25 protein-coding genes and 1 pseudogene are annotated in these 22745 nt (G+C 26.1%); 24 read left to right on the plus strand and 2 right to left on the minus strand.

What is annotated here, in order from left to right:
- Positions 1-21: 21 nt before the first annotated feature.
- The 22 genes and pseudogenes from J2Z53_RS06815 to scpB all read left to right on the plus strand — a co-directional run bounded on the left by J2Z53_RS06815 (position 22) and on the right by scpB (position 19348).
- Positions 22-1122 (plus strand): phage major capsid protein, encoded by a 1101-nt coding sequence (locus tag J2Z53_RS06815; RefSeq protein WP_209796698.1) that lies wholly within the window; start codon positions 22-24, stop codon positions 1120-1122.
- Positions 1123-1169: 47 nt separating this feature from the next.
- The gene (locus tag J2Z53_RS06820; protein WP_209796699.1) at positions 1170-1460 is read left to right on the plus strand and encodes a head-tail connector protein; all 291 of its coding nucleotides are present in this window, start codon (positions 1170-1172) and stop codon (positions 1458-1460) included.
- Entirely contained in the window at positions 1453-1791 is a 339-nt protein-coding gene (locus J2Z53_RS06825) for a phage head closure protein (protein ID WP_209796700.1), read from the plus strand. Before J2Z53_RS06820 ends, J2Z53_RS06825 begins: the two co-directional genes overlap by 8 nt.
- Positions 1791-2147, plus strand: a complete 357-nt coding sequence (locus tag J2Z53_RS06830; RefSeq protein ID WP_209796701.1) for an HK97-gp10 family putative phage morphogenesis protein — start codon at positions 1791-1793, stop codon at positions 2145-2147. Before J2Z53_RS06825 ends, J2Z53_RS06830 begins: the two co-directional genes overlap by 1 nt.
- A gap of 16 nt (positions 2148-2163) precedes the next feature.
- Positions 2164-2514, plus strand: a complete 351-nt coding sequence (locus J2Z53_RS06835) for a prohead protease (protein ID WP_209796702.1) — start codon at positions 2164-2166, stop codon at positions 2512-2514.
- A 20-nt stretch (positions 2515-2534) separates the two neighbouring features.
- Positions 2535-3158 carry a major tail protein gene (locus J2Z53_RS06840; RefSeq protein WP_209796703.1) on the plus strand — a complete coding sequence of 208 codons (624 nt, stop codon included), beginning with the start codon at positions 2535-2537 and terminating at the stop codon, positions 3156-3158.
- 11 nt (positions 3159-3169) lie between these two features.
- A complete protein-coding gene (locus J2Z53_RS06845) occupies positions 3170-3505 on the plus strand; it encodes an RNA polymerase subunit sigma (protein WP_209796704.1) in 336 nt (111 codons plus the stop codon).
- Positions 3506-3738: 233 nt separating this feature from the next.
- A complete protein-coding gene (locus tag J2Z53_RS06850; protein ID WP_209796705.1) occupies positions 3739-6981 on the plus strand; it encodes a phage tail tape measure protein in 3243 nt (1080 codons plus the stop codon).
- A gap of 55 nt (positions 6982-7036) precedes the next feature.
- The gene (locus J2Z53_RS06855) at positions 7037-7471 is read left to right on the plus strand and encodes a hypothetical protein (RefSeq protein ID WP_209796706.1); all 435 of its coding nucleotides are present in this window, start codon (positions 7037-7039) and stop codon (positions 7469-7471) included.
- A gap of 152 nt (positions 7472-7623) precedes the next feature.
- Positions 7624-7686, plus strand: a pseudogene (locus J2Z53_RS12990) (sporulation initiation factor Spo0A C-terminal domain-containing protein); the annotation flags it as partial.
- 358 nt (positions 7687-8044) lie between these two features.
- Positions 8045-8578, plus strand: a complete 534-nt coding sequence (locus tag J2Z53_RS06860) for a hypothetical protein (protein WP_209796707.1) — start codon at positions 8045-8047, stop codon at positions 8576-8578.
- Between the two features lie 739 nt (positions 8579-9317).
- Complete coding sequence (locus tag J2Z53_RS06865; protein WP_209796708.1) at positions 9318-9617, plus strand: hypothetical protein; 300 nt, start codon at positions 9318-9320, stop codon at positions 9615-9617.
- Between the two features lie 392 nt (positions 9618-10009).
- Positions 10010-10222: a hypothetical protein gene (locus J2Z53_RS06870; RefSeq protein ID WP_209796709.1), complete on the plus strand. Its 213-nt coding sequence runs from the start codon at positions 10010-10012 to the stop codon at positions 10220-10222.
- 290 nt (positions 10223-10512) lie between these two features.
- On the plus strand, positions 10513-11595 hold the full coding sequence (locus J2Z53_RS06875) for a DUF1002 domain-containing protein (protein WP_209796710.1): 1083 nt from the start codon (positions 10513-10515) through the stop codon (positions 11593-11595).
- A gap of 96 nt (positions 11596-11691) precedes the next feature.
- A complete protein-coding gene (locus J2Z53_RS06880) occupies positions 11692-12210 on the plus strand; it encodes an NUDIX hydrolase (protein ID WP_209796711.1) in 519 nt (172 codons plus the stop codon).
- A 146-nt stretch (positions 12211-12356) separates the two neighbouring features.
- Positions 12357-12992 (plus strand): stage II sporulation protein M, encoded by a 636-nt coding sequence (gene spoIIM / locus J2Z53_RS06885; protein WP_209796712.1) that lies wholly within the window; start codon positions 12357-12359, stop codon positions 12990-12992.
- An 83-nt stretch (positions 12993-13075) separates the two neighbouring features.
- Positions 13076-13954 (plus strand): tyrosine-type recombinase/integrase, encoded by an 879-nt coding sequence (locus J2Z53_RS06890; RefSeq protein ID WP_209796713.1) that lies wholly within the window; start codon positions 13076-13078, stop codon positions 13952-13954.
- 50 nt (positions 13955-14004) lie between these two features.
- A complete protein-coding gene (locus J2Z53_RS06895) occupies positions 14005-15177 on the plus strand; it encodes a phosphopentomutase (protein WP_209796714.1) in 1173 nt (390 codons plus the stop codon).
- A gap of 27 nt (positions 15178-15204) precedes the next feature.
- Positions 15205-16509, plus strand: a complete 1305-nt coding sequence (locus J2Z53_RS06900; RefSeq protein WP_209796715.1) for a pyrimidine-nucleoside phosphorylase — start codon at positions 15205-15207, stop codon at positions 16507-16509.
- A gap of 195 nt (positions 16510-16704) precedes the next feature.
- Positions 16705-17889 (plus strand): D-alanyl-D-alanine carboxypeptidase family protein, encoded by a 1185-nt coding sequence (locus J2Z53_RS06905; RefSeq protein WP_209796716.1) that lies wholly within the window; start codon positions 16705-16707, stop codon positions 17887-17889.
- A gap of 114 nt (positions 17890-18003) precedes the next feature.
- A complete protein-coding gene (locus tag J2Z53_RS06910) occupies positions 18004-18759 on the plus strand; it encodes a segregation/condensation protein A (RefSeq protein WP_209796717.1) in 756 nt (251 codons plus the stop codon).
- Positions 18752-19348, plus strand: coding sequence for an SMC-Scp complex subunit ScpB (gene scpB, locus J2Z53_RS06915; protein WP_209796809.1), 597 nt, complete (start codon positions 18752-18754; stop codon positions 19346-19348). Before J2Z53_RS06910 ends, scpB begins: the two co-directional genes overlap by 8 nt.
- A 43-nt stretch (positions 19349-19391) precedes the next feature.
- Here the strand turns inward: scpB and ytfJ are convergent, their stop codons facing one another.
- Together ytfJ and J2Z53_RS06925 are read right to left on the minus strand one after the other, a co-directional pair.
- The gene (gene ytfJ, locus J2Z53_RS06920; protein WP_209796718.1) at positions 19392-19889 is read right to left on the minus strand and encodes a GerW family sporulation protein; all 498 of its coding nucleotides are present in this window, start codon (positions 19887-19889) and stop codon (positions 19392-19394) included.
- Positions 19882-20469: a DUF2953 domain-containing protein gene (locus J2Z53_RS06925; protein WP_209796719.1), complete on the minus strand. Its 588-nt coding sequence runs from the start codon at positions 20467-20469 to the stop codon at positions 19882-19884. Before J2Z53_RS06925 ends, ytfJ begins: the two co-directional genes overlap by 8 nt.
- Before the next feature lie 109 nt (positions 20470-20578).
- Between J2Z53_RS06925 and J2Z53_RS06930 the strand changes: the two genes are divergently transcribed.
- Complete coding sequence (locus J2Z53_RS06930; protein WP_209796720.1) at positions 20579-21664, plus strand: D-alanyl-D-alanine carboxypeptidase family protein; 1086 nt, start codon at positions 20579-20581, stop codon at positions 21662-21664.
- Positions 21665-21742: 78 nt separating this feature from the next.
- Entirely contained in the window at positions 21743-22732 is a 990-nt protein-coding gene (locus J2Z53_RS06935) for a sulfide/dihydroorotate dehydrogenase-like FAD/NAD-binding protein (RefSeq protein WP_209796721.1), read from the plus strand.
- The last annotated feature ends 13 nt before the right edge of the window (positions 22733-22745 follow it).

Consider the following 22745-nt stretch of genomic DNA (forward strand, 5'->3'; position numbering starts at 1 on the left):
TTAAGAAAGGATGATTTTTTAATGAGAATAGATGAATTAAAAGAACAAATAAAAACTTTAACAGGAGAAGTTAGAAGTTTAACATGCAATAAAGACTTAGAAGGTGCTAAAGCAAAAATGGAAGAACTAAGACAAGTTAAAGAAACTTTAAAAATTGAAGAAGAATTAGCCGAAGAAGAAATGAGAGATCTAAAAAGACAAAAAGAGAAAAGAAAGGATGATGTAAAAATGGAAAATAGAAAATCAGTAAAAGAAATGGAATTAAGAGCAATTGCAGGAGTTGCTTTAAATAAAGTAGGAGAATTATCAGAAGAAGAAAGAAGTACAATAACAAGTGTTGGAAATACAGCTATAATTCCTAAGCAATTTGTAAATGATCTTATAGAAATTAAAAAGGGATTTGGTTCATTAAAAGAATATTGTGATGTAATCCCAGTAACTAGAAATGAGGGCACTATTCCAGTAGTAGATTATGACCAAAATGAACTTGCAGAAATTGCAGAAGGACAAGATATAGTTGAAGGCAATTTAGTAACAACAGATGTTCCTTTTAAATGTACTAAAGTAGGTTTATTTCAAAAAGTTAGTTCTGAAACTGTAGATGATTCAGCTGTTGAAGTTGACAATTTAATAAGAAATAATTTTAGCGAAATTACTACAACTAAGGAAAATAAAAAGATATTAACACTTATAAATACAAATGCAAAAGCAATTGAAGCAACTGATTATAGTGCAATAGAAAATGCGATTGATAGTACAGTTCCTTCAGCTAAAGGTGGAGTAGTAACTTTATGTAATACTGCTGGATATTGTCTATTAAATAATATGAAGGATAAACAAGGAAGACCTTTAAATTTAATTACAGTTGGAGCTAATGGAGTTGAATACTTCCATAATAAACCTATTATACCATTTGATGATGGTTTAGTTGCTTCAACAAAAGGAAAGACAGCATTATTCTTTACTTTAAACTTTAAGGAAGCAGTAAAATTTATTGATAGAAAACAAATAACAGTTGCAACAGGAAAAGAAATTAAAGATGATACTAATATGTGGAGTATATTAGAAAGAATAGATGTTGTGAGTGGTTCAAAGAGAACTATAAATAAAATAGAACTTTAATTTAAGGAGGGGTTATTCCCCTTCTTTTATATAAAGGAGGAATTTAAATGATAACTTTAGAAGAAGTTAAGAAATATATAGCAGTAGATACTAAATATGATGATGATTTAATTAATAAATTAATAGAACAAGCACAAATATATATTGATAGTTGTGTTGGTACTGGTTATCAAAAGTATGATGATAAAGTAAAGCTATCCAATCTTTTATTAAAAAAGATAATAGGAGATTTATATAATAATAGAGATCTTTATTTAGATAATAAAAAAGGTGGCTATGATAGAATTTCTAATACTATTTTAGATATTTTAGCAAACTGTGGTGATTCTAATGAATAATAAATTAACTGAAAGAATTACTATACAAGAATATACAACAACTCAAAATGAGAATGGTTTTGATGAAGAAACTTGGATTGATTATTTTTCTTGTTATTCAGGTTTTAGACAAATAACTGGAAAAGAATATATAAGTGCTAAAGCTACTAATAGTGAGAATATAGTTACTTTTACTGTTAGATATTGTGAAGAAACAAAAATTTTATTAAAGCCAGGTGCAACAAAGGTATTTAAAATTAAATTCAATGAAGAATTTTATGACATACAATATGCTAGTGATTATAACAATTCTCATCAATATATAGATCTAAAATGTGAGGTAATTAACTAATGGATAGTGTAGAAGTAGAAGGAATGGAAGAATTTGAAGAATTATTGCAAGATATGGTTTTAGATATTAATGCTAAAAAGAAAGCTGTAAAAGCTGGAATAGATATAGTAGCTAAAAGTATAGAAAATAATTCTCCAAAAGGAAAAACTGGAAAATTATCAAAAATCAAAACATCTACAAAAAATACAGGATTAGCTATAGAAGGAACTGCACATGCAAAGGCTTTTTACGATGTATTTGAAAATTTTGGAACTTCACAACAAAAAGCTCATGTGGGTTATTTTGATAGAGCTGTACAAGATAGTACAGATGAAGCAATTGAGAAGGTAGCACAAGTTATATTCTCAAAAATATAGAAATGAGGTGATTAAGATGAATATAAAAGAACATTTATTAAACACCTTGAAAGATGATAGAGTTCTAAATTTAACTGCTGATAAGAGAGTGTATTTTATCCATGCTAATAATCCTAAAACACCTTACATTGAATATGAGGTTATCTCAGAAAATGGAGAAGCGTATGGGGATAATAAAGAAATATATACTAATTATTTAGTACAAATAGATATATTTAGTAAAGATGATTATACAGATTTAGAACAAACTATAAAAGAAGTAATGTTAGAAAATGGATACAACAGAGATCAAGCTGTTGATCTATATGAAAAAGATACAAAATTATATCACAAAGCGATGAGATTTAATATTTCATTGCCATTTTAATTTTAAGGGGGAATTTATATATGGAAAGTAAACAACAAAATTACATGCCAGTCATTGGTGTACAAAATGTACATTTTGCACATAAAATTAATGAAGGTGAGTATGAAACACCAATATTATATGAGGGAGTAAAGCAAATTGGAATAAAGCCTAAAACAGAAAATGTTCCAATTAATGGAGATAATAGACTTTTATATCAATTAAGTAATGTTCCAACCATTGAAGTGGATCTTTCAATGAATGATTTAACAGATGAACAAGAACATTATTTACTAGGACACGAATTAGATGAAACAGGAGGAATAATTTATAATAAATGCGATCATGCACCAATAGTTTCACTATTATTTGAATCTCCAAAGGCTAATGGGGAAATGAGATATTGTATATTATATGAAGGACAGTTCGAACCTTACAGCGAAGATATAAAAGGACAGGACGGAAAAACTACACCAGCAGTTAAAAAGTTAAAAGGTACATTTAGATCAACAGCAAATGGTCTTTATAAATATCAATTTGATAGCGATTCTAAAAATGTTACACAAGATAAGATAGATAATTTCTTTAAAAAAGTATATATACCTAAAAAGTTAATTAATAAAGAAACACCAGTTTCCACATCAAATACTGGATTAGGAGCATAGGAGGAATATAAATGAAAAGAAAATTTAAGCTAGGTAATGAAGAGTTAGAATTTGAAATGACTAATAAAACTATATTTGATATAGATGATAGATATGGTAATTATGGTATTGTTATAAACAGTTTAATGCAAGATGAAAAATTATATAATAATGCTTTAAAAATAATGTCTTGTTCTTGTGTTACAAGAGAATTAAGTGAAGATGAGATAATAGAAAAACTTACACCTAGACAATTAACACAAGAATTTATTAATTTTGTAATAGAACTTTATTTTGATTATGTTGGAATAAAACCAGAATTAAGTGAAGATGAGGATAAAAAAGAAACTAAAAAAAAAGAAATTTAGAAGATAAGCCGTTCGATATAAATAGGCTTTTTTTTATTGCAAAAACACAACTAAATTATAGTAGAGAAGAGTTCTTTAATGCTACTTTTAAAGAAATAGTAGATATGATTAATGAGCTTAACTCTTTCTATAATTTGGATGATAAAAAAGAAATTGAAGAACAAGAAACTAAGAAAGTATATATAGATCAAATCTCTTTCTTATAGATATTAAAAAAAGAAAGGGGGTAAATAATGAGTAATAATACAGAAAAAAGAATTACTGCCAAAATGGTGCTAGATGATAGTGGATATTCTAGTACATTAAAAGGAATAAATGCAGAATTAAAAAACAATCAATCAGCATTAAGAGCTACTCAATCAGGGCTTGAAGCATTTGGTAAGACTACAGAAAATGTAAGTAGAGTGCAAGAAAATTTACAAAAACAGATGGATTTGCAAACTAAAAAAGTAGAGTTATATAAGAGTAGTATAAATAAAGCTAATTCTACTTTGGAAAAAAGTATATCTGAGAGAAGTAAATTAAAGACAGCTATAGAACAAGAACAAGCTAAATTAGATAGCTTAAAGAGAACTTATGGTGAGAATAATGATGCTGTAAGAAATAGTGAAAAGAAACTTCAAGACTTACAGGAACAATATGATAAGACTGATAGAAGTATAGAAAATAATGCTAAAAGGATACAAAACTATGAAACTAATTTAAATAAAGCACAGGATCAAGTTAATAAAACTAAAAGTTCAATAGATAAATTTAATAAATCTTTAGAAAATGTAGATGGATTTAAAAGCACTAAAAAGAGATTAGAAGAAACAAGTGAAAGGTTTACTAAGTTTGGAGAAAAAGCTGAAGGACTTGGAAATAAATTAACTTTTGGAGTTACAATGCCAATTGGTATGGCAACAGCTGCAAGTTTTAAATTAGCAAGTGATTTAAATGAAAATGTAAATAAGACTGATGTTGTATTTAAAAATAATGCAGATACAGTTAAAAGTTGGAGTAAAACTTCATTACAATCTATGGGGATGTGTCAATCTAGTGCTTTAGAAATGGCTAGTAAATTTGGAGATATGTCAGTATCAATGGGATTAAATGCTAAACAAACTGTTAAATATTCTGAAGGATTAACTCAGTTAGCAGCAGATATGGCTTCATTTAAAAACATAAGTATTGAAAGAGCAGATGAAGCATTAACAGGAGTATATACAGGTGAAACAGAAGCTTTAAAAAGTCTTGGTATAGTAATGACACAAACTAATTTACAACGTTTTGCAGAAAGTAAAGGCATCCATAAAAAGATACAAGATATGAGCCAGGCAGAACAAGTCCAACTTAGATATAACTATGTAATGAGTGTAACCAAAGATGCACAAGGTGATTTTGCAAGAACATCAGATCAGGCAGCTAATGCTGGTAGAACTTTTAAAGAATCTACAAAAGAGTTAGGAGCAACAATAGGTACAGATTTATTACCTAAATTTACACCTTACATAAATCAAGCAAATGAAATTATAAAATCTTTAGCTGGAATGGATCAAGGAACTAGGGATTTAATAATAAAAACTGGTATGGCTGCTATGGCAGTCGGTCCCGTTGTTAGTGGAGTAGGTAAATTGTCTAAGGGTATAGGTGGAATTATAAAAGTTGGAAGTAAAGCGGGAGAAGTTCTAGGGTTATTTAGTACAGCTAGTAAAGTAGCAGGTATAGCAGCAGAAGTAACAACAGTAGCAGCTGGAGGATTAGGAGCTTCTTTAGCAGGAATTGCTTTGCCAGTTGTTGGAGTAGTTGCAGGGCTTGGAGCAGTTGGATTTGCAGCTTACAAAGCAAGTGAAAAATTAAACGAAAGTGCTACACCAGCAGTAGATCTATTTGCAGATAAAACAGTTGATGCTACAAAAAGAATAAAAAATGGAAATCAAGAAGTCCAGGCTGTTGTAGGAAGAACAACTGTTAAAATAAGTGAAGCAACTAAAAAGGCTGTAAAATCTTATTTAGATTTAGATAAAAAAGCTAGTAATTCACTTATGGATTTGAGAATGAATTCTGATAAGTTTACTAAAGATGCTAAGAATAAGATAATTAAAAACTTTACTGATATGAGTAAAAGAACTAGCAAATTAAGTAAAGAACAAAGGCAAAAAATGACACTTGATTTTAAGAAACTTGTTAGTGATACTGGTAATTTAAGTAAGAAAAATAAAGCTGAGATTATAAAGCAATATACAGCAATGGTTAATGGAACTAAGAAATTAAGTAAGAAACAAAAACTTCAACTTATAAAAGATTTTACTGATACTTTAAATAAGAGTACAGCTATTACCAAACAACAATCTAAGGCTTTACAAAAGCTTTATAAAGATATGGGAGATAAAATAAAACTTGGAATTAAGAAAAAACAAAGTGAACAACTTAAAGATTTACAAGATTATTTTGGAAAAAGCAATGCTTTAACAGTTAAAGAAGAAGCAGATATATTAAAGAAAACTAAGGATAGTTGGGATAAAAAGCGAGATACTGTAGATAAAATGCAAGAAAAGATAAATAAGATTATATCTAAAGCATCAGAAGAACATAGGCAAATAACAGATAAAGAAGCTAAAGAAATTGGTGATATTCAAAAGAAAATGAAAGAAAGTGCAATAAAAACTTTAAGTGATAATGAAGTTCAATCTAAAGTTATACTTGAAAGAATGAAAAGCTATGATGGCAATATAACAGCTCAACAAGCAAGTGAACATATTAAAGAACTTAATAGGCTTAGAGATGGTTCTGTTAAGGCAGCAAATGATGAATACAACAAAAGAATAGCAGAAGTTATACGAATGAGAGATGAAAGTAAAACAATAACTGCAGATCAAGCTGAAAAACTAATTAAAGAAGCTGAAAAACAAAGAGATGGAACAATTAAAGCAGCAGAAGCAACAAGAAAAGAATCTGTTGATAAAATTTTAAGCATGAATAAAGATATAGGACAAGATGTTGATACCACAACTGGGAACGTATTGAGTGCATGGCAAAAGTTTGCTAATTGGTGGGATAAATGGTTTCCACAGCCTAAAACACTTTCAGTGGAAGAAACAGGTAATTCTCCTAATATGTTTGCTAGAAGGCAATATGGGCATAACTGGACTGGTAACTCTTGGTTTAAAGGTGGATATACTACCCTTCATGAAAGAGGATATGAATTATATGATTTACCAGAAGGTACAAGAATATATAATCATGATTCCAGTGAAGCTATGGTAAAAGCTACTGCAGAAAAGACTGCTGAAATTGTTGCAGAAAATATATTGAATGGAATAAATTTAAACATTCCTAATAATAATATACCAAACATAACTATAAAATCAGATTTACATATAGGAAATTTAAATGAAGGTAAGAAAGAAGATTTAGAAAGAATGTTAGATAAAAGAGATAAAGAAGTAATAAATAAAGTAATAAAAGTTATTACAGAAAATATGAGTGTTAGATAAAAGGTTAGGAATAAAATCCTAGCCTTATTTTTTGCATAAGAAAGGAGAAATATAAATGAGTAAAAAACATGGATTAAGATATACAAAATTATATGGAGTATGGGGAATGATGAAACAAAGATGCTATAATTGTTGCAACAAGGATTATAAAGACTATGGAGCAAGAGAAATAAGGATATGTGATGAATGGAAGAATAATGTTAAAATATTTTATAATTGGGCAATTAATAATGGATATGAAGAAGGGTTAACATTAGATAGAATAAATCCAAATGGAAATTATGAGCCTAACAACTGTAGATGGATTACTAATGCAGAACAACAAAATAATAAAAGAAATACTATTCATGTATTATATAAAGATAAATTATTAACATTAACTGAATTAAGTAACATTACTAATATAAAAAGAGAAACTTTAGAAATGAGATATATAAGAGGGGATAGAGGAGAAAGATTAATAAGACCAGTTAGAAAAAGATGTGCTTAAAGTATTGAAGAAATAAATTTATAAGTATATAATAATGTTAATAAATAATAGTAATCTATGTTAATAAAGATAGAGTTTTTTTATAGTATAGAATATAGGCAAAAGATACTTAAATAGGGAGTTTGTAGTGTTTTGAACAATAACAATTCTCTACTAATAGTGAATTTATAGCAATTATTGCAGACAAGCTTCGTCTTAAAAATAAAGTTTCATAAATGGCTTGGTTGAGGGAAAGTTGATTTTATTTGTACCAATAAATAATTGAAAACACTCAAAAATTATTATATAAATGCAACTAAATAATATTTAAAAGATTAAAAAATACCTTCTATTTATTGAGTTTATAAACTTGATAGATAGGAGGTATTTTTTTATGCCATTAATTAAGAGTAAAAGATGTTATGCTGATATATTCAAGATTTTATAGACCATTGTACATTAAAAGGATTATTAAAGTAAATGATAGATACTAATATTTATAAATTCACTTTTTTGACTTTCTTGTAAATGTTTTCTTATTTATTTATAATTAAATTATACTTTATATAAAAATAATAAGGAGTTGAATAATATATGAAAGTAAGTAAAAAGAAAAAAATTATAATAGGAATAATTGCAGTTATTATAATTTTTATAGCATTTTCAGTTATTAAACATATTATATTTTTTAAACAGGATAGTATAAAATATTTAGAAAATTATAAGACAACGCATGATTATGAACAAACTGTACAAGAATTAAATAATTTATATACAGGGAAAGATCAAAATGAAAAACAAGAAGTGTATAATATTATTTTTAAAGATGAAATAGAACAAGCTAAGGCTAAACAAAAAATAGCTATTTCAGATTTAAAGATAATAAAAGATCCTTATAAAAACCAAGCAGAGTTTAAAATTGATAATCCAACCGATCAAGAAATTTTTTATATAGAATTAAATATAAATTATCTTGATAAAAATAAAAAAGTAATAAGTTCTGATTATACAAATGCTATGAGTATAGCACCACATAGTAAAAGGTTAAAGCAAGTATATCTTAATCCACCAGAAGGAACTAAGGGCATATCTGTAGAAATTACAAAAGTTAAATTTGAAAATTATTAGTATAATTTTTATTTAAAGGTCTCCATCTTATTTTGCTTTCCTTCAAGGTGGAATATTTTGCTACCAACTTCCAAGTTTTTAGAATTTAATATTTTTAATTTATTTACTGGGTATCTGTAAATATTTTATAAAATTTATGTAATTGTTTTCTTAGGGTGGAAGTATATGAGATGATATAGGTGATAACTAGAGAAGAATTATTAAAACAAGACACGATGAATTAATTAAAGTCTCAGAAAATGATATGGATAATTAATTAAAGAAAATTAGACAGGGTGAAATTCAAAACAATATTGCAAAAATTTCAATACATGATGAATATACAGACTATATTTTACAATAAGTAATTGATAAATATAAAAATAAATGTGAAATCATACTTTAGGACTTTGCATATAAATTTAAAAGATGTACTATAAGATACTTAGATTAATTTCTAGGTATCTTTTTTCAACTCAATGACAGTAGTAAAATTTTAAGTTCAATTCATTTACATTATGATATTCAATTTTCAATTTATTTTATTTTGTTTTAGTTTGCTAAAGTTTAAAATTGAAATTTTATTAAATATTATATAATTATTTATATAAATATATAGTTACAATTCATTACTTAATAGGTAAACAATTGAATTATATTTAAACATTTGTGTTATATTTAAACATTTTGTTATACCACTTGAATTTAAATAAATGTTTTTTTAATATAAAAATATAAAGGTATTTGGGAGGTAAACTTAATGAAGGTATCATTTCTTGACGAGAGTGGTAAAAAAACTTTTTTAGAAAAAGATTCAAAGGAGCTAGCAGATATTTTAAATTTAATAACAAGAGAAGGTATGGAACTTAAACTAGATTTTGGTAAAGATTGTTTTATACATGGATATGTTGTTAAAACAATGTATAATTATAATGAAGAAAAAAAAGAAGATATATTAAAAATATATATATCTGAAAGTTATAATAATATTAAATTAAATATAAATAAAGCAATAAAAGAGATTAACGAAAATATAGAGTATATAAAAGATTATATTTAAAAAAGGATGTATTTTAAGATACATCCTTTTTTAAATATAATTGATAAAAGTTTATCATTGTGTTGAAAAAAAATACATATATTCCTACAATAGTATTAAATTTATGTTATTTTATAAAATTTATTAAGCAAAAGTTTAAATTTTATATTAACAAATTATGAATAAAAATTTTAAATAAAATAAAACTTATCATATATAAACATAGATAAAATTCTTTTTAATAGCGATAATTAAAAAAGAATATTAAAATTATTAAAAAGTATATGATCTATATATAGACTTAAGGTTTAATAATAGAATAGTTAAAACTTTACCAATATTTTATGAATTAGTTATATGTAGTATAATAACAAATGTAATATAACTAATGATAGGGAGATGTATTTAAAGATATGAATACTTTAAATATGGGTTTAAATAAGAATTATAATCAAAATATACTTTGTGAAAAAAATGGAATATATGAAAATAAAGATGAAGAATATGATGAGTTTGCAAAAAGTATATTGTATTATTATGGAGATAAAGATAGTAACTTAGATACAAATAAAGATGAAGAATATGATGAATTTGCAAAAAGTATACTATATTATTATGATAATTAATAATAGATTTATAAGCTATTTAGAACTAATTTTTAATAAAAAAACACTTACCATTTATAATAATTTATATGGTAAGTGTTTTTTATTTTATTTATACGAATGCATAATTTTAATATATAATATAAGAAAATATACTTTTATATAAAATACTCTTAAATGATTATTAATAATTAAAATAAAAATAAAATATATAATTAAAAATACTTAATAATAAATTAATCTTTTGTTAAGGATTTCTAATTATAATATACTATAAAGTATTTATTATAATTAGAAATGGAGATACAAAAATGAAAGTAAAAAAATTAGCTGGAATAATAGCATTATCAGGAATAATAACTATTAGTAGTTCTATGATTGCCTTTGCAGATCAATTTAATGTTGTAACATTAGGAGCTAACTTAACAGAGCAACAAAAAGAAAGTATGCTTAAATATTTCAATGCTAAAGAAGGAACATATCAATTATTAACTATAAATAATAAAGAAGAAAGAGAAGCTCTTAAAGGAATAGCAACTCCAGCAGAAATTGGAAATAAAACTATATCCTGTGCATATGTACAACCAACAAAGGCTGGATCTGGAATAAATGTTAAAACTGCAAATTTAACATGGGTTACAGCTTCAATGATTTCAAATACATTAGTTACTGCTGGTATAAATGATGCAAATGTAATAGCTGCTGCCCCATTTCAAGTTTCAGGAACAGGTGCACTTACAGGAATATTAAAGGGTTTTGAAGATTCAACTGGTAAAAAATTAAATTCTGAAAAAAAAGAATTAGCTAATAAAGAATTAGTTACAACAGGGAATATAGCAAAAGATTCAAATATAGGTAAAAATAAAGCTGCTGCTGTTGTTAATGATGTAAAAACAGAAGTTATAAAAGATAAAGCTAAAACTCCAGAAGCAGTAAACAATATAATAAATAATGTAACAAATAATTATAATATTAAGCTTACACCAGAACAAGAAAAGGAATTAAAAAATTTAATGGTAGATATAGGTAAGCAAGATTATAATTATGATGACGTTAAAAAAACATTAAATGAAGTAGGAAATAATATTCAAGAAATATTGAAAAAGTCAGGAGAAACTGTTAAAGATTCAGGCTTTTTCCAAAATTTATGGGAAAATATAAAAAATTTATTTAGTGAAAACAAAGGTAATGAAACCTCAAGTAATGATATAATAAATCAAACTAATGATAAAGCATTAGGAAATAATACAGTTGTTACTGGAACTAATGAAAATATTGAACAAAATGCCAATGCTAATAATAGCAATAAAAAAACAGATGAAGAAAATCAAGGAGTATTTTCAAGATTTATTAATTGGCTTAAGGGAATTTTTAATTCAGATAATCAACAATAATTTAAAGCAATTAAATGATTATATTTATTATAATGTACAAATCTTAGAAGAAGTAATACAATTATTATAAATAATAAATTGTAAAGGAGAAAGTAAATGGATTTAAAAGAAAATATACTAAATGAAGAACTTAAGTATGAAGGAAATTTTCTTAAATTTGTAAGTATAGATGTAGAATTACCTGATGGAAATAAAGGGAATAGAGATGTTATAAGACATCCAGGAGCTTCTGCTATATTAGCTTTCTTAGATTCTGAAACAGTTTTACTTGTAGAACAGTTTAGGGTAGCTTTAAATAAAGTATTACTTGAGATTCCAGCAGGAAAGCTAGAAAAAGGGGAAGATCCAAAGGTTTGTGCATCTAGGGAATTAGAAGAAGAAACTGGATATAAATCAGATAATATAGAATATCTAGGAACGATAGCAACAGGTGCAGGATTTACTGATGAGCAAATACGTATATTTAAAGCAACTAATCTTTATAAAGGAATTAAGTGTGGAGATGAAGATGAATTTATAGAAGTTAAGCCATACAAAATAAAAGAAATAAAAGAAATGATTAAAGATGGTAGAATTATAGATACAAAAACTATATCAGCTTTTATGTATTTGTAAATTTAAAAATGAATAATAAAAAAGAAGCAATTTTTATAAAAAATTGCTTCTTTTTTGTTTATTTACATATTTACCCTTAGGTTATAAGAATAAATTTAAGTTTAATATCATAATATTATTTATAACAACTTTAGGAGGATAGAAAGATGAATGTTTTGGCTAAAAAAGTAAGAGAGACTTTTGAAGGACAAAAGTTATATTATTTATTAGTATTACTATTTTTTTGTGTTGGAATTGTTCTTGGTATTTATGCAGTAAAGTACATGAATTCTACAGATAGACAAGACTTAACTAATTATTATACAAGCTTTATAAATAGTATTGGAAAGAAACCAATAGACTATGGAATCTTATTATTAGAAGTTGTTAAAAAAAATATAATTTTAATATTTCCTATAATGATTTTTAGTTTCACTTTTTTTGGTGCTCCAATAATATTAATAATAGATTTAATTAAGGGATTTACAATAGGATATACATTTACATTTTTACTAACTACTTTTAATGGAAAGGGACTATTAATTGCTTTAAGCTCTTTAATACCACAAAATATAATTTATATTCCAAGCATTATTGCTCTTAGCATAATAGCCATTAGCATTTCAACTATAAAATTCAAAGAAAAATTTATAAAGAAAACTCATATAAAAAATTTAATATTTTATAAAGGGGGACTTAATATAATAATAATATTGCTATGTATAATGGTATTAGGAATAGTTGTAGAAACATATATTTCTCCTTTTATTATTAAATTTATAGTAACTAATTTTTATATGTAAAAAAGAGGAGATAGAAAGAAACTTAGAAGGAAATTAAATAAAAATGTCGAATATAATAATTAGCAATGGTGTAGGAGAGAATAATGTTAGAAATTATTGAGAGTTATAAGGAGTACTTACGAAATAATGAAAAAAGTGAAAACACTGTATATGCTTATGTCACTGATGTAAATTTATTTGTAAAATTTCTTAAAATTAAAAATATAGAAGTTTATAAAGCAGATAGTGAATCAATTACAGCTTATATTAAAAATTTATTAAGTGAGGGAAAATCAGAAAGGTCAATAAATCGTATTGTAATAAGTTTAAGAAGTTTTTATGGATATTTAAAAAATCAAGGGAAAATAATAGATATTCCTAAAATCAAATATAAGAGCAGTAAATCTAACAAAAAATTACCTCAAATTCTTACTATAGATGAAGTTGATAGAATAATAAAATCTGTAGATAAAAATGGAGTTAAAGGTATAAGAGATAATGCTTTACTGGAACTTATGTATGCAACAGGAATGAAAGTTTCAGAACTTATTTCTTTAAATGTAGAAGATGTGAATTTGGATCTTTCTTTTGTAAAATGTACTGATAATAAACACTATGAAAGATTAATTCCAATAGGAAGGAGTGCAGCAAAAGCATTAGAAGAATATCTTTTAATTAGAGGAGAAGTTGCAGAAACTGGAGTTAATACTTTATTTGTTAATTTAAATGGTAAAGGATTAACTAGACAAGGCATATGGAGAATTGTAAAGGAGTACTCTCATAGAGCTGGAATAAAAAAAGATGTAAATCTTAATACATTCAGACATTCATTTGCTGTTCATATGCTTCAAAATGGAGCAAATGTTAGAGCTGTACAAAAGCTTTTAGGAAATCAAGTATTAACTTATATGGATACTTATTATGAAATAATAAATAGCGATAAGATTAATTTAGTCTATAAAAATGCTCATCCTAGGGCATAATTATATAATATAACAAAAGATGAAAAAGTAGTTTCGAAAGGAGAATAATTATGAAAAGAGCAATATTAGTAGTATTAGACAGTGTAGGTGTAGGAGAGCTTAAAGATGCAAATTTGTATGGAGATGTAGGAAGTCATACATTTGACAACACTTATAAAGCATGCGGTGGATTAAGTTTACCTAATTTACAAAAACTTGGTTTTGGAAATATTGAAGGGGTAGAAACATTAGATAAAGTTTCAAATCCACTTGCAGGCTTTGGTAAATCTAAAGAAGAATCAAAAGGAAAAGATACTGTTACAGGTCATTGGGAAATAGGAGGAGTTGTACTTAAAACACCTTTAAATACTTATCCAGATGGCTTTTCAAAAGAAATTATAGATGAATTTATGGAAAAGGCAGGAGTTAAAGGAGTACTTGGAAATAAAGTAGCTTCAGGAACTGCAATAATTGAAGAACTTGGAGAAGAACATATTAAAACAGGATTCCCAATAATATATACTTCAGCAGATAGTGTATTCCAAATTGCTGCACATGAAGATGTAATTCCTCTTGATAAATTATATGAAATGTGTGAAGTAGCTAGAAAAATGTTAGTTGGAGATAATGTTGTTGGTAGAGTTATAGCTAGACCATTTATTGGAGAAGTAGGAAACTTTACAAGAACTCCAAACAGAAGAGATTATGCTTTAGATCCATTTTCAAAAACTATGCTAGAATACATAAAGGAAAATGGATTAAGTGTGGCTGCTGTAGGTAAAATAGAAGATATATACAATAAAAAGGGAATTACAGATGCAGTTCATACAAAAGGAAATATGGATGGAGTTGATAAAACTCTAGAATATATGGATACAATAAAGAATGGATTAATATTTACTAATTTAGTAGATTTTGATATGTTATATGGACATAGAAATAATCCAGAAGGTTATGGAAAAGCAATTGAAGATTTTGATAATAGACTTCCAGAAATATTAGAAAAAATGACTGATGAAGATCTATTAATAATTACAGCAGATCATGGATGTGATCCAACAACAGAAAGTACAGATCATTCAAGGGAGTATATTCCAATAATCGCATACAATAAAAAAATGAAAAAAGGAGTTAATATAGGTATTAGAAATACTTTCTCTGATATAGGAAAGAGTATATTAACTCATTTAGATGTTGAAAATGATTTACATGGAGAAGATTTTTCTAAAATTTTATTTGAATAAATGGGATAACTAAGGAGGCGTTTATCTATGAGAATGTATGATATAATCTTAAAAAAGAGGAAGGGCTTAGAATTAACAAAGGAAGAAATTGATTTCTTTGTTCAAGGATATACAAAGGGTGAAATCCCAGATTATCAAGCTTCAGCACTTTTAATGGCAATCTTCTTTAATAAGATGAATAAAAGGGAAACTGCTGATTTAACAATGTCTATGGTTCATTCAGGAGACACTTTAAATCTTTCAAAAATAAAAGGGGTAAAGGTAGATAAACATTCAACAGGTGGAGTTGGAGATAAAACATCAATATGTTTAGCACCTCTTGTTGCAAGTTGTGATGTTCCAGTTGCAAAAATGTCAGGTAGAGGACTTGGTCATACTGGTGGAACAATAGATAAATTAGAAGCTTTTAAAGGTTTTACAGTTCAACTTACAGAGGAAGATTTCATAAAAAATGTAAATGATATTAAGATAGCTTTAGCAGCTCAAACTGGACATTTAGCACCAGCTGATAAAAAGATATATGCCCTTAGAGATGTTACAGCAACAGTTGATAATATGTCACTTATAGCTTCAAGTATAATGAGTAAAAAAATTGCTTCAGGTTCTGATGCTATAGTTCTTGATGTAAAAGTTGGAGATGGAGCATTTATGAAAACTCCAGAAGATGCAAAAGAATTAGCAAGGGAAATGGTTGACATTGGCAATAATGTTGGAAGAAAAACAATAGCTGTTATTTCAGATATGGACCAACCTTTAGGATTTGCAATTGGAAATGCTTTAGAAGTTATTGAAGCTATAGAACTTTTAAAAGGAAATGGACCTAAAGATTTATTAGAATTAACACTAACTTTAGGTAGCAATATGCTTGTTCTTTCAGGAAAAGTTAAAGATGAAGAAGAAGGAAGAGCACTTTTACTTGAAAATATAAACAATGGAAAGGCTGTACAAAAGTTAAAAGAATTTGTTAAAGCTCAAGGTGGAGATGAATCTTTTGTAGATGATTATGAAAAATTCCCTACAGCTAAACATATTATAGAAGTTAAATCTGAAAAAGAAGGGTACATTAATAAAATACATGCTGAGAAGCTAGGACTTATTGCTATGGAACTTGGTGCTGGTAGAGCAACTAAAGAAAGTACTATTGATTTAGCAGTAGGAATGAAACTTACTAAAAAGCGTGGAGATAAAGTAGAAAAAGGCGATGTTATTGCTTATGTTTATGCAAATGATTTAGACAAAGCAGAAAAAGCAAAGAAAGATTTACTTGAAAATATAATAATAGAAGAATCAAAGGGAAAAGATTTACCTTTAATATATGATATTATAAAATAAGAAATATAAAAATAAGCTATACATTTGTTAATGTGTAGCTTATTTTTTTTATTAAATTAAAATAATATATTTTATTATAAATTAGATTATATATATAAAATTAAAATTGGCTTTTTAATACATATTATGAAATAAATAAGCAGAGTTATATTTTCTATAAATGGTAATACTAATTTTGAGAGGAGGATAATTATTATGAAAAAAATTTATAGAAAATTAGTTAAAATAATAAGTATGACTTTATTAGTTTTCATGTTACCATTGTCATCTATTCAAGTTTTTGCAAAAGGAGAAGATAAGAATGAAAATCAAATAGAAGCTAAATCAGCTCTACTTATGGAACCTAAAACAGGTAAAATAATATATGAAAAAAATTCAGATGAAAAGTTTGCACCAGCTTCTGTAACTAAAATTATGACAATGTTACTAGCGATTGAAGCTGTAGATAATGGAAAAATAAAACTTAATGACAAAATAACCTGTAGTGAAAATGCAAAGAAAATGGGCGGAAGCACTATGCTTTTAGATACAGGAGAAGTTAGAACTGTTGAGGAAATCCTTAAAGGAATAGCTATTGCTTCAGGTAATGATGCAGCAGTTGCAATGGCAGAATATTTAGGTGGAACTGAATCAGATTTTGTTCAATTAATGAATAAAAGAGCACAAGAACTTGGAATGAAAAATACAACTTTTAAAAATTGCACAGGTCTTCCAGCTGAAGGACATTTGTCAACTGCTAAAGATATAGCATTAATGTCAATGGAATTACTAAAACATGAAAAAATATTAAAATATACAGGAACTTATATGGATACAGTTTCAGAAGGAAGAAAATCTCCAATTGAACTTGTAAATCATAATAAACTTGTGAGATTTTTTAAAGGTTGTGATGGATTAAAAACAGGTTATACAAAAGAGGCTAAGTATTGTATATCTGCAACTGCAACAAGAAATGGAGTTAGAATGCTTACTGTAATTATGGGGGCGCCAACTTTTAAAATAAGAAATAGAGATGCTAGTATATTATTAAACCATGGTTTTTCTAAATTTGAAAGTAAGAAGGTATTATCAAAAGATGAGGAAATAAGTAAAGTTTATATGGGTGAAAATACTGATAAGTATTTTATTGCAAAAGCTAAAGATAATTTAAATATAATTTTAGAAAAAGGCCAAAATGGAAAAATTGAAAATAAAATTAATATTAAAGAAATAAAAAATAAATATAATAGCGGAGATATTGTAGGTAAATGTGAAGTATATATGGGAAAAGAAAAATTAGGTGAAGTTGATATATATACTGATAGGGATATAAAAAAAGATAATGTATTTGAAAAAATTAAGTTTAAAGTTAAACATATTTTTAATAAAGAAAATAAATAATAAAAATATAAGGGAATCATACAAATTGTATGGTTCCCTTAAAATTTAATTTAAAAACTACATTATTTAGTGTATAATTAAAATGTTGTTTTAGCGTTGAAAGGTGGGATGAAAATGGAATTACCTAAGATAAAAGTATCTAATTTTGAGGGTCCCTTTGACTTACTTTTACATCTTATTAAAAAGAATAAAATGAATATATACAATATAGAAATATATAAAATAACAAATCAGTATTTAGAATATTTAGATACTATGAAAGAAATGGATCTTGAAATAACATCAGAATTTATAGTAATTGCAGCTACACTAATAGAAATAAAGTCAAAAAGCCTTTTACCTAAAACTAAGGTTTTAGAAGAAAGTGAAGAGGATATAGAAAAAAAACTTGTTGAAAAACTTATTTTATATAAAAAAATTAAAGCATCTACAGAATATTTTAAATCAATATCTTTGGGAATAGGTAGTACTTATTCAAAAAAACCAGAAATAATTGAAGAAGAAAAAGAAAGTAAAGTCAATAATGATGACATATTTAAAAATATTACATTAGTTGACCTTTATAATATATATAACAAAATACTAGAAAATTATATTAATAAACAAAATAAGGGCAATGTAATACAGAAAAATATAAGAGTTGACCTTTATAAAGTTGAAGATAAATATGATTATTTACTTGAAAAAATTAAAGATTGCAAAATACAACAATTTAATAACATCATGAAAGAATGTGAGTGTAAACTTGAGTGTGTTGTAACATTTTTGGCTTTACTTGAACTTATAAAACAAAGAGAAGTTAAAGTTTACCAAACAGAAAATTTTAGTGATATTATTATTAAAAGGTGTGATGAAGATGGAAATGACTAATATAGATAAATTCAAAAATATGGACTATTCTAATAAGGAATCTTTAAAAGCTGCAATTGAAGCAGTACTATTTGTAACTGGAGAACCACTCTCTTTAAGAGATATAGCTATTAATTTAGAAATAACTCCAAAATATGCAGAAGAAATTTTGGGAGAAATGATGTTAGATTATGAAGTATCAAATAGAGGTATAAAACTTATTACATTAAATGGTTCATATCAATTAGTAACTAAAAGAGAATATAGTGACTATATTCAGAAATTATTAAAGAAAAATAGAAGACAATCATTAAGTCAAGCCTCATTAGAAAGTCTTGCAATAATATGTTATAAGCAACCTATTACAAGAGTTGATATTGATGAAATAAGAGGGGTTAAATCTGATAGTGCAATTCAAAAATTAATAGAAAGAGAGCTTATTTGTGAAGTTGGTAGACTTGAAGTTCCTGGAAGACCTATTCTTTATGGAACAACAGATGAATTTTTAAGGCAGTTTGGCTTATCTGGCCTTGATGAGTTACCTTCTTTAGATTTATTTCAGGAAGAAACAGAAGAAAATGAGGTTGTATTAGATACTACTAACAGTTAAAAGGCATTGCTATATAAAATGTATAGCAATGCCTTCTTTTTAGTTACTTTATGTCATGGCCATTACAATTTGATGTAAAGTAACTATCATCTATTTTATTGGAAGTACTATTTTCGAAACTATGTTTACCATTTTTACATTCTTTATCTCCCATAGTACTATTAAATGCATCTTTTAATATTTCAATTATTTGAGGAACTGTATCAACAATTCTATCATAAGTTGTATTTTGTTCTACTGGTAAAAGTCTAACTGAATTTTCTCTAACCACAAGAAAAGCTACTGGTTTAACAGAGACTCCAGCTCCAGAACCTCCACCAAAAGGATAAGAAGTTTCATCTGAATTATTAGAAAATTTATTTTCAGAGTCAAACTCACTTCCTCCAGATGCAAATCCAAAGGATACTTTTGATATAGGAATAATATATGTTCCATCTCTTGTTTCAACAGCATCGCCAATAATAGTATTTACATCAACCATATCTCTTATACTTTCCATAGTGCTTTTCATTAAATTTTCAATTGGATGTTCTCTAGTCATAAATTTCCCTTAAAAGGGACACCTCCTTGGCTTTTAAAATTGATTTTATAAATAGCATTAATATATAAATAATTTGCCCCAATGAAATAAAGATTATACTTTTATAATTAAATGTTAATATTTTTGTATCTTTAAATATAGGATTTAGTGAAAATTTAGATTTCTTTACATTAAAAAATACGATTAATATTTTATAAATAAATGGGGAAATAGAAGCTATAACACCATAAAAAATTGCTGTATTATAGGAATCCCCTAATGAGTAATTTAAAAATCCATTTAGTTTTATTGTTGGTTTAAACTTAGACTTATTTAAATTTCTAATTAAGATTTTAAATAAATCCTTTGATAAATAATAATTTTTTAAAGTTTCGTTTAATGATTTTTTATCTATATCATTAATTATATTTTTAAGTTTATTTAAAACTTTATGTTTTTTTTCTCCATTTAATTTTGAAATTATTTTGTATTTATATAATTTTATATAATAATCTTTATCAGAATAGAAAATACTAATTTTAATAGGAATTGGAACTAAAAAAATTATAATTACAATAATTAATAACAAAAATAAGTTCATTTCTATCCTCCCTTTAATGATATTATTACCAAGAATAAGGAAAAATATACTACATAATGAAATGGTATATTAAAAAGAATTTATTGCAAAATAATATTGAGGTGATTTTATGAGAAAATTTAAACATTACTTAATGTTTATACCTATAGTTTGTTTAATATTTAATATGTCAACTATTAAAGCTTTTGCTTCAAATAATAAATTTAGGGTTTCAGCTAGAAATGCTATTGCAATAGAAGGGGATAGCGGACAAATACTTTTTGAGCAAAATGCTTTTGAAGTTGTACCTATGGCAAGTACTACTAAAGTTTTGACAGCATTGGTAGCAATAGAAAATGGAGATTTAAATAAAAAAATTATTATTTCAAAAAATGCAGCTTCTGTTAGGGGATCTAAAGTAGGATATAAGGTTAATGAAGAAATAACAATTAAAGAACTTTTATATGGTCTTATGTATAGGTCAGGAAATGATGCTGCAATAGCATTAGCAGAAGGTATAGGAGGGTCTGTTGAAGGATTTTCAGAAATTATGAATCATTTTGCAAAAGGAATTGGAATAATTGATTCACACTTCCAAACCCCTCATGGATTAGATAAAGAAGATCATTATTCATCAGCATATGATTTAGCTATTTTAACATCTAAAGCAATGAAATATGATTTATTTAGAGAAATAGTTGGGAGTAAAGAAATAAAAAAGGAAAAATATAATTTTACAAGAGATTATAATAATATAAATAAAATACTTTGGAAAATACCTGGAGCTAATGGAGTAAAGACTGGATATACAGGAGGAGCTGGAAAATGCTTAATTTCCTCTATAAATTATAAAGGAAAAGATATAATAATTGTTGTTTTAAATTGTCCAGATAGGTGGAATCAAACAGAAAAAATATTTAATAACATAAAAGATAAATATGCATTTAGTTCTAATATGACTAGGGATCTTTTGTTAAAAGAAGGAAATAACATTTTAAGTTCAATTGTAAAGGATGAAAAAATAACAAATGCTTTTTCTAAAGATAATACTCAATATGAAATTGATGTATTTAAGCCATATATAGATATAAAAGAAGGGGAAGTAATTGGTGCTTTTAAGATACAAGAAAACAATAAAAAGAAGATGGAACATCCATTAAAGTCATTAAAAGATATAACAAATGAGGATGCAACAAATATACTTCAAATTAAATAAAAGATTTTGATTATAATTGTGAACAATTTACTTTTATAAAAATATTCTAATATAAGGATTAATTTTTTAGGAGAAAAAATGATTAGAGAAGCAACTGATTGTATTGATGCAGGAAGCGAATTTTGTCCTTGTAAGTTAGCAGAAAATGGAGAATGTATAATTTGTTCTCAGATGCATGGAGAATGTTTTTGCGATTGTTCAAATTGGAAAGGAGTATGTATATATCAAGAGTTTTTTAATAATGGAATGAAAGCTAAAGAGGGGAGAGAGAAGTATCCTTGCAAAATATTAGATATTAAAAACTATGATAATAGTGTAATTGTTTTGAAATTCAAAACTGTTCACAAATTAACATTAGATTTAGTTAAGCCTGGAAGTTATATTTTTATATGTCCCGATGAAGATAAATATTTTGATATGCCTATTTCAGTTTTAGAATCAAATATTACCGAAAATAGTATTACTGTAGCAGTAGAAATTAGGGGGGTAAAAACTAAAAAATTATTAGAATTTAATATTGGAGATAAAATTTATATAAGAGCACCATATTGGAATGGAATTTTTGGTATAAAAAATATAGAAAAACAAAATAGAAGTAAGTGCTTAGTTTTAGGAAGAGGAATAGGAATAGCTCCAATGGTTCCTGTAATGCGCAAGTTGATATTACAAGGGTGTAGTGTAGAAACTTTTGTAGATTATGGAGGACTTAAAAAAGGATTTTTAGATGAGTTTTTAGAAAAATATGATGTAAAAAATACTTCTAAAAGTATGCTAGAAAAAGGAGAGCTATCAAAAGAATGTAAGGATATTATTAATAAAAGTATTGAAAATGAAGTTTTATATATTCATATAGCTGGAGCTGATATATTAACTTTAAAGGTAATAGAATATTTGGATAGTTTAAATAGAAATGATATTTTATTGTCATGCTGCAATAACTTTAAAATGTGTTGCGGAGAAGGAATATGCGGTGCATGTACAGCAAGATATAAAGGTCATAAAGTTAAAAGGTTTTGTAAGGTTCAAACAGATCCTAGAAGTATATTTGAAGAAAGGAGATTAATATGAGGATAGTTATTAT

The organism is Clostridium moniliforme, assembly GCF_017873235.1.
GTDB lineage: Bacteria > Bacillota > Clostridia > Clostridiales > Clostridiaceae > Clostridium > Clostridium moniliforme.

Bases quoted from the DNA above. Each gene is read 5' to 3' on its own strand.
- J2Z53_RS06900 (WP_209796715.1), top strand. From the start codon at position 15,205: ATGAGAATGTATGATATAATCTTAAAAAAGAGGAAGGGCTTAGAATTA.
- J2Z53_RS06820 (WP_209796699.1), top strand. From the start codon at position 1,170: ATGATAACTTTAGAAGAAGTTAAGAAATATATAGCAGTAGATACTAAA.
- J2Z53_RS06895 (WP_209796714.1), top strand. From the start codon at position 14,005: ATGAAAAGAGCAATATTAGTAGTATTAGACAGTGTAGGTGTAGGAGAG.
- J2Z53_RS06870 (WP_209796709.1), top strand. From the start codon at position 10,010: ATGAATACTTTAAATATGGGTTTAAATAAGAATTATAATCAAAATATA.
- J2Z53_RS06835 (WP_209796702.1), top strand. From the start codon at position 2,164: ATGAATATAAAAGAACATTTATTAAACACCTTGAAAGATGATAGAGTT.
- J2Z53_RS06850 (WP_209796705.1), top strand. From the start codon at position 3,739: ATGAGTAATAATACAGAAAAAAGAATTACTGCCAAAATGGTGCTAGAT.
- J2Z53_RS06845 (WP_209796704.1), top strand. From the start codon at position 3,170: ATGAAAAGAAAATTTAAGCTAGGTAATGAAGAGTTAGAATTTGAAATG.
- J2Z53_RS06830 (WP_209796701.1), top strand. From the start codon at position 1,791: ATGGATAGTGTAGAAGTAGAAGGAATGGAAGAATTTGAAGAATTATTG.
- J2Z53_RS06935 (WP_209796721.1), top strand. From the start codon at position 21,743: ATGATTAGAGAAGCAACTGATTGTATTGATGCAGGAAGCGAATTTTGT.
- J2Z53_RS06890 (WP_209796713.1), top strand. From the start codon at position 13,076: ATGTTAGAAATTATTGAGAGTTATAAGGAGTACTTACGAAATAATGAA.
- J2Z53_RS06905 (WP_209796716.1), top strand. From the start codon at position 16,705: ATGAAAAAAATTTATAGAAAATTAGTTAAAATAATAAGTATGACTTTA.
- J2Z53_RS06840 (WP_209796703.1), top strand. From the start codon at position 2,535: ATGGAAAGTAAACAACAAAATTACATGCCAGTCATTGGTGTACAAAAT.
- J2Z53_RS06875 (WP_209796710.1), top strand. From the start codon at position 10,513: ATGAAAGTAAAAAAATTAGCTGGAATAATAGCATTATCAGGAATAATA.
- J2Z53_RS06925 (WP_209796719.1), bottom strand. From the start codon at position 20,469: ATGAACTTATTTTTGTTATTAATTATTGTAATTATAATTTTTTTAGTT.
- ytfJ (WP_209796718.1), bottom strand. From the start codon at position 19,889: ATGACTAGAGAACATCCAATTGAAAATTTAATGAAAAGCACTATGGAA.
- spoIIM (WP_209796712.1), top strand. From the start codon at position 12,357: ATGAATGTTTTGGCTAAAAAAGTAAGAGAGACTTTTGAAGGACAAAAG.
- J2Z53_RS06910 (WP_209796717.1), top strand. From the start codon at position 18,004: ATGGAATTACCTAAGATAAAAGTATCTAATTTTGAGGGTCCCTTTGAC.
- J2Z53_RS06860 (WP_209796707.1), top strand. From the start codon at position 8,045: ATGAAAGTAAGTAAAAAGAAAAAAATTATAATAGGAATAATTGCAGTT.
- J2Z53_RS06825 (WP_209796700.1), top strand. From the start codon at position 1,453: ATGAATAATAAATTAACTGAAAGAATTACTATACAAGAATATACAACA.
- J2Z53_RS06930 (WP_209796720.1), top strand. From the start codon at position 20,579: ATGAGAAAATTTAAACATTACTTAATGTTTATACCTATAGTTTGTTTA.
- J2Z53_RS06815 (WP_209796698.1), top strand. From the start codon at position 22: ATGAGAATAGATGAATTAAAAGAACAAATAAAAACTTTAACAGGAGAA.
- J2Z53_RS06855 (WP_209796706.1), top strand. From the start codon at position 7,037: ATGAGTAAAAAACATGGATTAAGATATACAAAATTATATGGAGTATGG.
- J2Z53_RS06865 (WP_209796708.1), top strand. From the start codon at position 9,318: ATGAAGGTATCATTTCTTGACGAGAGTGGTAAAAAAACTTTTTTAGAA.
- J2Z53_RS06880 (WP_209796711.1), top strand. From the start codon at position 11,692: ATGGATTTAAAAGAAAATATACTAAATGAAGAACTTAAGTATGAAGGA.
- scpB (WP_209796809.1), top strand. From the start codon at position 18,752: ATGACTAATATAGATAAATTCAAAAATATGGACTATTCTAATAAGGAA.